The organism is Streptomyces sp. NPDC004111, assembly GCF_042874215.1.
Lineage (GTDB): Bacteria > Actinomycetota > Actinomycetes > Streptomycetales > Streptomycetaceae > Streptomyces.
In genome coordinates this window covers 59,993-72,846 of the sequence record NZ_JBIAMU010000018.1, presented here as the reverse complement: position 1 = coordinate 72,846, position 12,854 = coordinate 59,993, and the positions used below count along the sequence as shown (strand labels likewise).

Sequence of the window (12,854 nt, the reverse complement as noted above, 5' to 3'; positions counted from 1 at the left end):
GTTCTTGGTGTCAGAACGATCGCCTCCGAGCGAACCGACCGTAAGGAACGCCCCGTGACCACGAACCGCCCCAAGAACCTGATCCGCACGGCAGCCATGACCACGGTCGTCGCCGGTGCGCTGCTCGTCCCCGCCGCGGCGGCCTTCGCGGACACCCCGGCCCCGGTGGACACCCAGGGCACCCAGCAGGACGGCACGAGTACTGGCACTGACACCGGCACTGCCACTGCCACGGACACCGGCACAGGCACGAGCACGGACACCGGCACCCAGGGCAAGGACGGCGACAAGACCCAGGGCGACCAGGCCAACCAGTGGGGCGAGGTCTACACGGTCACGCTCGGCAACGGCGCCACCGCCCAGATCCAGAACCGCGGCGGAGCCTACGTCGCCACCATCACCGTCAACGGCAAGGAAATCGCCACCCTCTCCTCCACCCACCCCACCGTCACCGACAACAACGTCACCTACGAACTCCACCCCTCCAACGGCCACATCGGCATCACGTACCTGAAGAACACCGACGGGTCGGACAAGGACAAGGACAAGGACAAGAAGAAGGAGCAGGGCAGGGACGACACCAAGAACAAGGACCAGGACAAGAGCCACGACCGGTCCGGCAAGTGGGGCGAGGTCTACACCGTCAAGCTCGGCAACGGCGCCACCGCCCGCATCCAGAACCGCGGCGGAGCCTACGTCGCCACCATCACCGTCAACGGCAAGGAAATCGCCACCCTCTCCTCCACCCACCCCACCGTCACCGACAACAACGTCACCTACGAACTCCACCCCTCCAACGGCCACATCGGCATCACGTACCTCAACTCCCGGCACACGCACCACGGTGACCGGACGGACCCGCGGCAGAACCGGACCGCACCGGCCCACCGGACCGTCCACACGGCTACCGGCGCCGTCCCGAAGGGCGGCGTCCGGGCGGGTGCCGAGAACGTGCACGAGTCCGGTCCGTCAGGGCTGCTGATGGCGGCGGGCGGTGTCGCGGCGGCCAGTGCCGCGGGGCTGGGCTACACCTTCCTGCGCCGCAACCGCAACGGCGCCTGAGCCCTCCCCCTCCACACCCTCTGCTCCCCACCCCTGCCCGCAGGACGCCCGGCGTCCGGCGGCAGGGGTGGAGGCGTGTCACCGGCGTGGACGGCCGGGACCGGCGGGCCGCCGTCCGGTCAGTCCTTCAGCGCCTTCTTCATGATCTTCCCCATGTCGTTGCGCGGCAGCGACTCCCGCAGCCGGACGATCCGCGGCCGCTTGTACGGGGTGAGCTGGCGGGCGACGTGGTCGGCGAGCTCCTTCCCGCTCGGCGGAGCCGCCGGGTCGCGGGGGACGATCCAGGCGACGACGGTCTCCCCCAGGTCGGGGTCGGGTTCGCCGGTGACGGCGGCGTCGGCGACGGCCGGGTGCTCCAGCAGGACGTTCTCGATCTCGCCCGCGCCGATCTTGTAGCCGCCGCTCTTGATCAGGTCCGTCGACCTGCGGCCCACGATCCGTACGCTTCCGTCGGCGTCCAGCGTCGCCATGTCGCCGGTCCTGAACCAGCCCCGGTCGAAGGCCGCCTCGGTGGCGTCCGGGCGGCCCAGGTAGGCGGTGAAGAGGTTCGGGCCCTTCACCTGGATCTCGCCGATCGTCTCGCCGTCGCGTTCCTCGACGGGGTGGCCCTCGTCGTCCACCAGACGCAGTTCGACGCCGTCCAGCGGGGTGCCCACGCTGCCCGGTGCGGGCACGCCGCCCGGCCGTACGCTCGTGTTCATCAGCGTCTCGGTCATCCCGTACCGCTCGACGACCTGCTGGCCGGTCGCCGATGCGATGGCCTCGTGGTCGCGGCGGGACAGCGCGGCTGAGCCGGAGACGAGGAGCCTGGCTCCGGCGAGGGCCTCGGCGAGCGCCGGATCCGCGGGCAGCGCCTCGGCGATCCGGTGGTACATCGTCGGCACCCCGAACAGCATCGTGGCCCCGCTCGACAGCTCCGCCCGCACTCCCTCCGGCGAGAACCGGCCGAGGTGGCGCAGGCTGCCGCCCCGCCGCAGCGGTCCGAGCACCCCGAGGACCAGGCCGTGCACATGGAACAGCGGCAGCCCGTGCACCAGCACGTCGTCCCCGCTCCACTTCCAGGCCTGCGCGAGGGAGTCGAGGGTGACCCGGACCGCCCGGCGCGGCAGCACGGCCCCCTTCGGCGGGCCGGTGGTGCCGGAGGTGTAGATGATCAGCGCCGGCTCCTCCTCGCCGGGCTCCTCGGACAGTTGCGGCAGCGGCCCTCGGGGCGCGAGGTCGGGGTGGACGACGGGCAGCGCGGCCAGCGGCTCCGGAAGCTCCGCTCCCGGTGCGGCCAGGACGAGTTCGGGCGCGCTGTCCGCCACCACATGTGCCAGCTCACGGGCTCCGCTGCCCGGGTTGACCGGCACCAGGGGCACCCCGGCCAGGAGCGCGGCGACCGCTCCGACGGCGGACTCCAGGGTCGGGGTGGCCCACAGTGCGACCCGCCGGGCCCCGTCGAGGCGCGCCGCGGTGGCGAGGGCGGCGGCCCGCAGTTGCGCGTAGTCCAGCGAGCGGTCGCCGAAGCGCAGTGCGGGGGCGTCGCCGAGGGTGTCGAGGGCGGGGAAGAGCCTGGGCATGTCGGATCTCCTACGGGGAGGGTCGGCGTTCTCTGGGCCGGAGCGTGGAGTCGGTAACTCGGTTCGGGTGTGCGGGTGTTGACGGCTAGTCAGCGGTTTCGCTGCCACGCGGCTGCTCGGCCTCCGTCACCTCGGCTCCGCGGAGGGCCGCGGTGACGAGCCTGCCGACGGCCGCCTCGGCGGGCGGCCCCGGGTCGCGGTCCGCCGAGAGCAGGTGTGCGCCGCCCACGAGGGAGAGGGTGAGCGAGTCGATGTCGGTGTCCGCCGCGATGCGGCCCCGGGTGCGCTCGTCGGCGAGGTAGGCGGAGATCGCGGTGGTGGCCTCGGCGAGGATCGCGATGCCGCCTCCGGGCCTGGCCTGCCTCAGCCGGGCGCGCAGTTCGTCGCGGAACGTGATGAGCGGGATGATCGCCACCGGAACCGGTCCGAACAGGGTGGTCAGCGCGCCGGTGAGGTTGCCGGCGACCGTGCCGGTGCCGGCGGCCCCGCGCAGTTCGCCCGTCTGTGCCGCGAGGCGCGCGGCGCGGTCGAGCACCAGGTCGGCGAGGAACGCGTCGAAGTCGGCGAAGTGCCGGTGCAGTACGCCCTTCGCGCAGCCCGCCTCGTCCGTGACGGCCCGGCTGGTCAGGACGTTCGGCCCGTCCCGCAGCAGCACTCGTTCGGCAGCGTCGAACAGCTGCTGTTTCGCGTCGCGCAGATGCACCCCAGTCGGCATTCCCCCATCCTCCCGTACGTCGCCCGGCCGACGGCCATTGCCCAGTGGGCATGCGCCCACTAAGGTGGGCGCATGCCCACTTTACCGCGAGAGCAGCCCGAACAGCCGCCGGTGGAAGCGCACTTGGCCCGTCGGATCGCCGAGTCCTTCGGCTCCGATGCGGCTCGCTACGACCGGGCCAGGCCCGGCTACCCCGAGGAGCTGGTGGCACGGATCGTCTCTACGAGCCCCACGAGAATCATGAGCGCTACGAGCACCGCAGGCCCTGGCCGCACCCCAAGCCCCGGCAGCATCGAGGACTCCGGGCGCTCCGGCCGCCCCTTGGGCCCCGGGTCCGGCGTGCTCGACGTGCTCGACGTCGGGTGCGGCACCGGCATCGCGGGCCGTCAGTTCCTGGCCGTGGGCTGCTCCGTGCTGGGCGTCGAGCCCGACGCGCGGATGGCCGCGCGGGCACGGGCCACCGGTCTGCGGGTCGAAGTGGCCACTTTCGAGGACTGGGAGCCGGCCGGGCGAACGTTCGGCGCGGTGGTCGCCGCCCAGTCGTGGCACTGGGTGGACCCGGTCGCGGGCGCCGCCAAGGCGGCCCAAGTACTGCTGCCCGGTGGCCGGTTGGCGGTCTTCGGGCATGTCTACGAACCGCCCGCCGAGGTGGCCGAAGCCTTCGCCGCCGCCTACCGCCGGGCGGTGCCCGACTCCCCGTTCCACGGACAGCCGGCCCGGCGCCCGCTGAGCGTCTACCGGGCGATGTACGCGAAGGTCGCGGACGGGATCCGGGAGTCGGGGCGGTTCGGCGAGCCCGAGCAGTGGCGGTTCGACCGGGTGCGGACGTACACCCGCGACCAGTGGCTGGACCTGCTGCCCACCACCGGGCCCCTCACCGGGCTCGGCCCCGGCCCGCTGGCCGAGGTGCTGGGCCCGGTGGGGGACGCCGTCGACGCCCTGGGCGGCAGCTTCACGATGTCCTTCACCACCCTCGCGACGACCGCCGTGCGCACCGGCGGGAGCCTCGACGGCGGCGGAGGGGCAGCCGTCAGATCGCCATCGCCTCCTGGGTCCACCGGCTCACCCGGTACGGCACCCACCAGGCCAGCGGGCCCAGGTGCAGGACCAGGTGCTCCTCGGTGAAGTCGTCCAGGGCGTCCTTGGCGACGGACTGCGGCAGCGCCCCGTAGGCGAGGGCGTCGACGGCGGTCCGGTAGTGCGGCTCGTCGGCGGTGAAGCGCTGGAGGTTGCCCCAGCGGCGGTCGCGGATCTGGAAGAAGCCGGGGCCGTTGCGCCACAGGCACTTGCCCAGGTAGTGACCTGCGCGCCAGCGGGCGAGCGCGGCGTCCGCGTCGGGGACGCCGCGCAGGGTGCGCGGGGGCTGGAGGTGGCTGAGGATGCCCGGGTCCTGCGGGCGCGCCGGGTCGAGGCGGAGGTCCCATTCGACGAGTACGGCGCGGGCGGTGAGGTCCCGGACGAGGCTGAGCGCCCGCACCGTGCGGCGGGCCGCGCCGAGGTCGCCGGTGGCGGTGAGGTCTACGGGTGCGGACAGGGCGACGCGGCGGGCGCCGAGTTCCCAGAGCCGGTCGCTCTCCTCGGCGACGGGGCCGGTGAGTTCGAGTTCGCCCAGGTACATGCCGGGCAGCGCGCAGGCCGCCTCGTCGTAGTCGCGCCAGGCGGTGACGCCCAGCGGGGCGGTGTCCTCGGCGGTGGCGGGGGCTGCGTCCATGGCGGGGTCCTTGCGGGTCGTCGGGGTGCGGTCGGGAGCGGGCCGGGAGGACGGCGGGTTCACGCCGGTACGGGGGCCCGGCCGGACGCGGTGTCCACGTCGGCGGCGCCGGTGTGCGCCGCGTCGGGGTCCGGTGCGGTCGCGGCATGGGTGTGCCGCATGAAGTCGAGCCGCAGGAGGTCCTCGTTGACGGCGGCCGGGGCGAGGTGGACGTACTGTCCGGCGTCGGTGAAGACCAGCCCCTCCCCCACCCATCCGGTGAGCAGCGCCTCGACGTCGGCCTCGGTGCGGCCGTGGCCCGGGACCCTGGCGCCCGCCTTGCGCAGCAGGGCGGCCGGGGCGTGGGGCTGGTCGAGGAGGCGGAAGAGCGCGAGTTCGAAGGGGTCGGTGAGTTCCTTCGTACGCCAGGGGAAGGCGCGCCGCCTGCTGACCAGGACGATGCGGCTCCCGAGGTCGGTGTGGGTGAGGCGGGCGTCCGCGTGGTGCTTCTTCCACAGGGCGAGGGCGTCGTTGAGGGCGGAGACGGTGGGTTCGGTGATACCGCGCTCGGGTGCCTCGAAGACGTACGCGAGGTCGTACAGCTCCGCTTCGGGGAGGTCGTAGGTGAAGCGGTAGTGGGCCTCGGGGCGCAGTCCGTCGAAGCCGAGTTCGGGGCGGTTGAAGTAGGGGCTGAAGCGTTCGATGGCGATGCGGGCGGAGAGGTCGACGGGCGGGTCGAGGTGTTCGAGGGCGGCGAGCTGTCCGATGACGCCGTCGTAGTCCTCGGCGCTCTCGCCGGGGAAGCCGTGGAGGTAGTTCCAGGAGACGGAGAGACCGGTCTCGGCGCCGTCGCGGAGCATCCGGACGTTCTGGCAGCCGCTGACGCCCTTGTCCATCAGGTCGAGGACCCGGTTGTTGAGGCTCTCGATGCCGGGCTGGACGTAGATCAGGCCCGCGTCGGAGAGGGTGCGCAGCTGGTTGCGGCGCATGTTGGCCTTGATCTCGATGTGCAGGCGCAGGTCGTAGCCGCTGTCGATGATGCGGGGCAGCACCGTGGAGAGGTAGCCCATGTCGAGGATGTTGTCGACGACGTACATGTCGAGGACCTTGTGCCTGCGGGCGAGGTCCATGATCTCGTCGTAGAAGACGTCGGGGCTCTTGCTGCGGAACTGCATGAACGAGCCGTTGAGTCCGCAGAACGTGCAGTGGTGCTTCTCGCCCCACCAGCAGCCGCGCGCGCCCTCCACGACGAGTTTGGGCTCGACCCAGTTGCGGGCGACGGAGGCGGCGAGGCGCTCGAAGTAGCCGCTGTAGTCGGGCGGCAGGATCGTCGCCGGGGGCAGTGGGCTGGTGGCCATGGCGTTGGCGACGGACTCGCCGTCCTCGGTGCGCCGGCAGAGCCCGGAGACCTTGCTGAGGTCGCTGCCCTCGCCGAGCGCGGTGAGCAGTTGCGGGAATGCGGCCTCGCCCTCGCCCCGTACGACGAAGTCGACGAAGTCGAAGTTGCGGTGCAGGGCGGCGCCCTGTTCGGCGTCGCAGTTGGCGCCGCCGATGACGGTCCTGATGTGCGGGGCCAGGCGCTTGACGTGCTTGGCGGCGGCCAGCGCGGCGGTGTTCTGCTGGAAGGTGGAGGTGAAGCCGACGACGTCGGGGTTCTCGGCGACGATGCGCCGGGCCATCTCGTCGACGAACTCGGGCACGACGGCGTGCAGTTCGTGGGACATCTTCATGCGGGCCTTGTTGAGGCGGGTCCGCATGGTCTCGGTGAACTCCTTCTCCCGCCAGGCCGGGTCGTCGTACAGGGCGGAGGAGAACACCCAGTCGCCGCAGCCCATGAAGTACGAGGACAGGGCGTAGTACTCGTAGTCGTCGGCGGTGAACCCGGTGCGCGCGGTGATCCAGTCGGTGAATTCGAGGTTGGCGTGCAGGACGGTCGCCGAGGCGCCGGGCACGCGCTCGTCGACGCTGCGCTTGAGGATCCCCAGGGCGAGCGACGGAAGGTCGATGGGCGACCAGGGCATGTTGACCAGCAGTACCCGCACGGGGGCTCCTTTGCGGCGGCGACGAGGCGGAACGGGACGGGACAGGAACGGGCCGGGCGGCGGGTGGAGCCGGTCCGGGGCGCGGTACGCCCCGGACCGGTCCGTGCTGCGCCGAGCGGGAGTGGCGGGGTGCCTACTCCTCGTCCGCGCCCTCCTCGGTGTTGCGGAACGGGACGGTCACGGTGATGCCGACGCTCGGCTTGCGGTTTTCCTCGTCACCCGCGAGCGGGTCGTTGTGGATGATGTCCTTCTGCATGATCTGTGGTCCTCTCCGTGAGGTGCACTGTGGCTGTTCCGGCCGGTACGGGCGCGTGGCGCGCCGTACTGCCGGACTCCCCCCGCCGGGTGGCGGGGGGCGCTGTGGGGGTGGTGCGGGGCCGGCCGCGCAGTTCGCGGTCGAGGAAGACGACGGCCCTGCGCAGGACGTGGACGTGGTCCGCGCCGTCGTAGCCGTCGTGGCCGGTGTCCAGCCAGAGCACCTCGTGCCGCTTGCCGTGGGCCGCCAGGCCTGCCGTGTAGTCGCGGATCTGGCCGGGCGGGCACTTCGCGTCGTGCCGGGCGGCGACGACGAGCAGCGGGGCGTCGAGGTGCGGGAGATAGGTGTGCGGGGAGCTGCGCGCGTAGCGCTCGGGGACCTCGTCGGGGGTGCCGCCGAAGAGCCGTTCGTCGAGGGCGCGCAGGGCCGGGGTGGTGGTGGCGTGCGCCTGGGCGAGCCGGGCGAGCGGCTTCACGGCGACGCCGGCCCGCCAGAGCCCGGGGCGGGCGCCGAGGGCGAGCAGGGTGAGGTAGCCGCCCCACGAGGTGCCCCACAGGGCGAGTGCCGCGGGGTCGGCCCAGCCGCGGGCGACCAGGTCGGCGCGGGCCGCGGCGAGGTCGTTGACCTGGGTGAGGCCGACGCCCTCGGTCATCGCGGCGCGCCAGGCGGGCCCGTATCCGGTGGAGCCCCGGTAGTTGACGCGGGCGACGGCGAACCCGGAGGCGACGAGCGAGTGCACGGTGCCGTCGTAGGCGTCCCGGTCGTGGTCGGCGGGGCCGCCGTGGACGAGGAAGACGGTGGGCAGCGGACGCCGCGGGCGCCCGTGCGGGGTGTCCGGCAGGGTGACGAGGGTGTGCAGGTCGCCGTCCGGGCCGGGGGTCCACACGTCGTGCTGCTCCCCGGGTACGGGTTCGGGCAGCTGCGGCAGCGACGGCAGCGGGGTGCCCGCGCTGGAGGCGGTGCGCGGCGGCAGGGTGGTGCTGGTCCACAGGGTGTGCAGGTCGCCGCCGGTGTGCTCGGCCGCGTCGAGCAGCGTGCCGGGGGCGGTGGGCAGGACCTCCGAGGTGCCGGTGCGCAGGTCGGCGCGGTGCAGGACGCTGCGCCCGTGGCGGTCCTGGCGGATCAGTACGTGGCGGCCGTCCGGGCACCAGCGGGCGGTTATCTCCGTGTCGAACGCGCACCAGGTGTGGGTGCGCACGGACTCCCCCGGCCGCCAGGTGGCGAGCACGTACCTGTCGGTGTCCTGCCGTACCAGCAGCAGGTCCCGCTGTCCCGCCGCGGGGCCGAAGCCGAGGGACCACAGTGCGCCGCCCTGGGGGCCGAGCGCCGCCGCACGGCTGCCGTCGCGGACGTGGAGGACGGTGACGGCGTCCGCAGAGCGGGCCTGTCCGCCGACCGCGAGGAGCGCGCCGTCGGGGCTGATGCCGGTCAGGCGGGCGTGGTGCGGCAGCCGGGTCACGGTGCGGGCCCGGCCGCCCCGTTGGCCGGCGTGGACGGTGGTGCCCCGGTCGTCGCCCAGAGCGAGGGCGACGGCGCCGGTGCGGCCGACGGCCAGGCCGCGCGGCAGCCCGGCGGGAACGCCGCGCAGTCCCTCGTGCACGGGTCCGCCGCCGAAGTCCTGGTAGCGCCAGGTGCCGACGGCGTGGGCGTCCTCCTCGAACCACCAGACGTGGGCGTCGGCGTCGATGGAGCAGTGGAAGGTGCCGCCGGGCCGGTCGGTCACCCGGCGGGCGGCGGAGGTCCGGGCGTCCCAGGTGAAGACCTCGCAGCGGCCCTGGGCGTCGGCGGTGAACACCATGCGCGCGGGGTCGCCCGCGCACACCTCGGGCAGTTCGGCGCGGAAGACCCGGTAGGCCGGTGCGGAGTCGCCGGCCCGTCCGCCGGGTAACGGGCGGGCGCTCACGCGGTGGCTCCGGTGCGGGCCGGGGTGCGCAGGTGCGTCCAGCTGACGTACAGGGCGAGGACGGTGAGGACGGCGGCGCAGGTGAGTGCGGGGCCGCCCGTGCCCAGCAGTCCGGCGAGCACGCCCGCCGCGACCGGCCCGAGCGCGGCCGTGGCGCCGGCCGCCGTGGCCAGTACCGCTCCGGCGCGGGCCTGGAGGTCCGGCGGGGTGGTGGCGATGGCCCGGGACTGGAGGACGACCGTGGCGACCGGCATGGTCACGCAGATCGCGCCGAACAGGGCGGCCTGGCCCCAGGGCGTGCGGGTGGCGGCCAGGGCCGCGGTGAGCGGTACGAGCGCCCAGGTCACGCCGAGGACGCTGCGGGCGCCGCCGAGCCGGGTGGCGAGCGCGGGGGCGGCGAGGGCGCCCGCGATGCCGGCGCCGCCCGCCACGGCCAGCACCGCCCCGGTGGCGGTGCCGCTGTGGCCCTCGCCCTGGAGGGTGAGGAGCATCGCGAAGTAGAGGGCGACCAGGACCCCGTTGACGACGGAGGTCCACAGCAGGACCTGCCGCAGGACGGCCGAGCCGGCGACGAGCCGCAGTCCTGCGGCGAGTTCGGTGCGCGCGGCGCGGCGCGGAGGCCTGCGGGTGCCGGGGCGGGGGCGTTCCGGGGCGGGCGTGGCGGGGGCGCTGAGGTCGGCGCGCATCGACCGGACGCACAGGGCGGTCACGGCGTACGACAGGGCGTCTGCGACGAACGGCCAGGCGCGGCCCAGCTGGTAGAGCGCGCCGCCGAGCACCGGGCCGAGGACCAGTGCGAGCCGGTCGCCGACTTCGAGGCGGGCGACCAGCCGGGGGTAGCCGGCCGGCGGGCAGATCATGGCGATGGTGCCGCGTGACGCCGCTTCGTACACGGCCGTGCAGAAGCGTTCCACCAGGACGCCGCCGAGCACCAGGGCCAGTGGCGGGCGTCCGGCGGCGACCGCGACGGCCACGCCCGCCATGGCCAGCGCGGCCAGGCTCGCGGACCACACCATGACGGGTTTGCGGGCGCCCCGGTCGGCGGGCACTGCCGCCAGGGGGCCGAGCAGCAGCCCGAGGGCCGCGGAGACGCCCACGATGACGCCGACGGCGGTCGCCGAGTATCCGAGGGCGAGCAGCAGCAGCGGGAGGACGACGCCGGAGGTCTGGCTGCCGAGGGCGTCGGCCGTGTTCGACCACCAGAAGAGGCGGAGGTCGCGGGGCGTGGCGCCGGTCGCCGCCGGGTGGGGTGCGGGCGGGGTCTCGTGGGCCCGGGACTCGGTCGTGTCCGTCATCCGCACCCCCTTCCCGTCTCCCGCCGCCGTCGAGGCGCGGCGGATCGCCTCCGCACACGGCGGCATGCAATTTCGTTCACTGAATATCCAGAACTTGAAGAAACTACGAAGGATCTGAAACGAGCCGGAGCCTAACCACGCGCCGTCGGGCGCCACAAGGGCCCGTCACCGCACCGCGCCACCCACTGGGCGGCTCAATTCCGCTTGTGCGCAACGGTGTTGAACGAGTACGCGCGGATGCCGGGACCCGGCCGCCGAGGGCACCGGAAGGGCTCGCTCCGCGCCCGCGCGCCCGGCGTCTCGTACGGCGTACCCCTTCGCACGAGCACACCCGTACCGGCGCACCCTCGGGCGAATCGGCCCACACGGGGACTCTTGTTCCTCACACGTCACAGTGGTCACACGGCTTACGGCGTTTCCGCGGCCGGCGCGTTCTCGGTGGCGAAGCGCGGCGCTCGTGCGGACGGGGCCGCTCGCGGGGCGGCGGAGCACGGCTCGACGGACGGTGGAACTCCGGTGGAGCCACGGCTGACTCCCGCCGGACTCCGGCCGGGGGTTCGCCCCGACCCGATCATTGGCCGAAAGAGGCCGTCCCCCCGAGGGCGTCGGGCCGGTGGTCCCGGACGGTGCGCCCGGAGGCCGGTGGTGTCAGTGGTGCAGTGCGCCGGTGGCCTCGTCGTGCCCCTCCGGTTCCAGCTGGATCGTGGAGTGCGCGATGTCGAAGTGGTCGCCGACGCAGGCCTGGAGCCGGGTGAGCAGTGCGGCGTAGCCCTCCGGCCCGGCGGCCAGGGCTTCCCGGGTCACCACGACGTGCGCGGTCAGGACCGGCATTCCGGAGGTGACGGTCCACCCGTGCAGGTCGTGCACGGCCACCACGCCCGGCTCGTCGAGCAGGTGCCCGCGCACCTCCGCGAGGTCCGTGTCCTGCGGGGTGGCTTCGAGCAGGACGTGCAGCGCGTCGCGGAGCAGCCCGTAGGCCCTGGGGACGATGAGCAGTCCGATGACGATGGAGGCGACCGGGTCGGCGGCCTGCCAGCCGGTGAACAGGATGATCAGGCCGCCGATGATCACCGCGACCGAGCCCAGCGCGTCCCCGAGCACCTCCAGATAGGCACCGCGCATGTTGAGGCTGTCGTTCTTGGCCTCGCGCAGCAGCCACATGCCGAGCAGGTTCGCGGCGAGCCCGCCGAGGGCGACCACGAACATCAGCCCGCCCTTGACCTCCACCGGTTCGCTGAAGCGCCCGATCGCCGACCACACGACCCAGACGAAGATCGCCAGGAGCAGCAGGGCGTTGAGGACCGCCGAGAAGATCTCGACCCGGTAGAAGCCGAAGGTGCGGCGGGGAGTGGGGGCGCGCTGGGCGAGCGTGACCGCGCCGAGGGCGAGCGAGACGCCGACCGCGTCCGTCAGGCTGTGCGCGGCGTCCGCGAGGAGGGCCAGACTGCCGGAGAGCAGGGCGCCGACCACCTGGATGACGGTGATCGACGCGCTGATGCCGATGGTCCACAGGAGCCGCTTGCGGTACCGGCCGCTGAGGGTGCCGGACGCGGCCGTCGGCGCGCCGTGATCGTGGCCCATGCTCTGCCTCCAGCCGCGGCCGTGGTGCCTGCGCGTGTGCGCACCGGGGGCGTCGGTTCGCCGGTCCCGGGCGCGGTTCCCCGCCCGCCGCCCGCTCGCGGGCGCCGGTGGGACTTCAGCGGACCACGACTCGCGGCCGTCGGCCAGCGGGGTGCGGCATCGGGGAGCGGGCGGGTACGGGCCGGGAGCGGGCCCGCGGGCCGGAGGGCTTCACGTGGGCGCACCTGGCGGGCGGCGAGGCGCCCTGTGCGACGAACGCCCGGCGCGACGCGTCCGGCGGCTCGCCGTGGTGGCGCCGCGAGGAGCAGGCGTGGACGGGGGCGGCACAAAGGGGCGGGTGCGGGACCGGGGGCGGCGCGGGGTTCCGCGCCCGTCAGTCCTTGGGCGCGTCGACGATCTTTCCGTTCTTGTCGACGGTGTGGGTCTGCCAGTACACCGCCCACTCGTCGTCCACGTGCTGGGGCACCTTGCCCTCGGGGTAGCGGGTGTAGCCCTGGGGCGGGTCCTCGCCGTCCTTCACACAGGCGCTGCCCGTCGACCCGATGTTGAGCACGGGGTACTCGCCGCCCCCGCAGATCGCGTCCTGCATCGAGCACCCGGTGGCGGCGAGCACGAGGGCGGCCGCACCGGCGGCCCACAGCGGTGTACGGACTCGGAGGGACTGTCGCATGGTGACTCCCGTCGGAGAGAGGCTGGCACCGGTCGTGTTCGTTCTCTTCACCCTGCCCGGAACGCGGCGTCACGATCA

Annotated in this window: 11 protein-coding genes; 2 read left to right on the top strand and 9 right to left on the bottom strand. The window is 73.7% G+C overall.

Features of this window, described 5'->3' with window-relative positions; translation table 11 throughout:
* Nucleotides 1-54 precede the first annotated feature (54 nt).
* A complete protein-coding gene (locus tag ACFYVL_RS31245) occupies nucleotides 55-1,062 on the top strand; it encodes a hypothetical protein (RefSeq protein WP_389250812.1) in 1,008 nt (335 codons plus the stop codon).
* A gap of 119 nt (nucleotides 1,063-1,181) precedes the next feature.
* On the opposite strand, the gene ACFYVL_RS31240 is transcribed toward ACFYVL_RS31245, so the two are convergent.
* Nucleotides 1,182-2,624: an acyl-CoA synthetase gene (locus ACFYVL_RS31240; protein ID WP_389250810.1), complete on the bottom strand. Its 1,443-nt coding sequence runs from the start codon at nucleotides 2,622-2,624 to the stop codon at nucleotides 1,182-1,184.
* Between the two features lie 85 nt (nucleotides 2,625-2,709).
* Nucleotides 2,710-3,339 (bottom strand): TetR/AcrR family transcriptional regulator, encoded by a 630-nt coding sequence (locus ACFYVL_RS31235; RefSeq protein ID WP_389250808.1) that lies wholly within the window; start codon nucleotides 3,337-3,339, stop codon nucleotides 2,710-2,712.
* Between the two features lie 72 nt (nucleotides 3,340-3,411).
* Between ACFYVL_RS31235 and ACFYVL_RS31230 the strand changes: the two genes are divergently transcribed.
* A complete protein-coding gene (locus tag ACFYVL_RS31230; RefSeq protein WP_389250806.1) occupies nucleotides 3,412-4,464 on the top strand; it encodes a class I SAM-dependent methyltransferase in 1,053 nt (350 codons plus the stop codon).
* Here the strand turns inward: ACFYVL_RS31230 and ACFYVL_RS31225 are convergent.
* From ACFYVL_RS31225 to ACFYVL_RS31195, 7 genes are all read right to left on the bottom strand, one after another.
* Nucleotides 4,370-5,050, bottom strand: a complete 681-nt coding sequence (locus tag ACFYVL_RS31225; protein ID WP_389250804.1) for a DUF5825 family protein — start codon at nucleotides 5,048-5,050, stop codon at nucleotides 4,370-4,372. The genes ACFYVL_RS31230 and ACFYVL_RS31225 overlap by 95 nt on opposite strands.
* 59 nt (nucleotides 5,051-5,109) lie before the next feature.
* Complete coding sequence (locus ACFYVL_RS31220) at nucleotides 5,110-7,071, bottom strand: RiPP maturation radical SAM C-methyltransferase (RefSeq protein WP_389250801.1); 1,962 nt, start codon at nucleotides 7,069-7,071, stop codon at nucleotides 5,110-5,112.
* Between the two features lie 133 nt (nucleotides 7,072-7,204).
* Nucleotides 7,205-7,327, bottom strand: a complete 123-nt coding sequence (locus tag ACFYVL_RS31215; protein WP_389250798.1) for a hypothetical protein — start codon at nucleotides 7,325-7,327, stop codon at nucleotides 7,205-7,207.
* Nucleotides 7,287-9,125: a prolyl oligopeptidase family serine peptidase gene (locus tag ACFYVL_RS31210; protein ID WP_389251023.1), complete on the bottom strand. Its 1,839-nt coding sequence runs from the start codon at nucleotides 9,123-9,125 to the stop codon at nucleotides 7,287-7,289. The genes ACFYVL_RS31215 and ACFYVL_RS31210 overlap by 41 nt, the downstream gene beginning before the upstream one ends.
* Nucleotides 9,126-9,226: 101 nt before the next feature.
* Nucleotides 9,227-10,525: an MFS transporter gene (locus ACFYVL_RS31205; protein WP_389250796.1), complete on the bottom strand. Its 1,299-nt coding sequence runs from the start codon at nucleotides 10,523-10,525 to the stop codon at nucleotides 9,227-9,229.
* Nucleotides 10,526-11,173: 648 nt separating this feature from the next.
* A complete protein-coding gene (locus ACFYVL_RS31200; RefSeq protein WP_389250794.1) occupies nucleotides 11,174-12,106 on the bottom strand; it encodes a cation diffusion facilitator family transporter in 933 nt (310 codons plus the stop codon).
* Between the two features lie 373 nt (nucleotides 12,107-12,479).
* Nucleotides 12,480-12,776 carry an SCO0607 family lipoprotein gene (locus ACFYVL_RS31195; protein WP_389250792.1) on the bottom strand — a complete coding sequence of 99 codons (297 nt, stop codon included), beginning with the start codon at nucleotides 12,774-12,776 and terminating at the stop codon, nucleotides 12,480-12,482.
* Nucleotides 12,777-12,854 lie beyond the last annotated feature (78 nt).

What these genes read in the sequence shown, in the direction of transcription:
- ACFYVL_RS31205 (WP_389250796.1), bottom strand. Translation starts at nt 10,525, where the DNA reads ATGACGGACACGACCGAGTCCCGGGCCCACGAGACCCCGCCCGCACCC.
- ACFYVL_RS31200 (WP_389250794.1), bottom strand. Translation starts at nt 12,106, where the DNA reads ATGGGCCACGATCACGGCGCGCCGACGGCCGCGTCCGGCACCCTCAGC.
- ACFYVL_RS31215 (WP_389250798.1), bottom strand. Translation starts at nt 7,327, where the DNA reads ATGCAGAAGGACATCATCCACAACGACCCGCTCGCGGGTGACGAGGAA.
- ACFYVL_RS31225 (WP_389250804.1), bottom strand. Translation starts at nt 5,050, where the DNA reads ATGGACGCAGCCCCCGCCACCGCCGAGGACACCGCCCCGCTGGGCGTC.
- ACFYVL_RS31195 (WP_389250792.1), bottom strand. Translation starts at nt 12,776, where the DNA reads ATGCGACAGTCCCTCCGAGTCCGTACACCGCTGTGGGCCGCCGGTGCG.
- ACFYVL_RS31210 (WP_389251023.1), bottom strand. Translation starts at nt 9,125, where the DNA reads ATGGTGTTCACCGCCGACGCCCAGGGCCGCTGCGAGGTCTTCACCTGG.
- ACFYVL_RS31235 (WP_389250808.1), bottom strand. Translation starts at nt 3,339, where the DNA reads ATGCCGACTGGGGTGCATCTGCGCGACGCGAAACAGCAGCTGTTCGAC.
- ACFYVL_RS31240 (WP_389250810.1), bottom strand. Translation starts at nt 2,624, where the DNA reads ATGCCCAGGCTCTTCCCCGCCCTCGACACCCTCGGCGACGCCCCCGCA.
- ACFYVL_RS31230 (WP_389250806.1), top strand. Translation starts at nt 3,412, where the DNA reads ATGCCCACTTTACCGCGAGAGCAGCCCGAACAGCCGCCGGTGGAAGCG.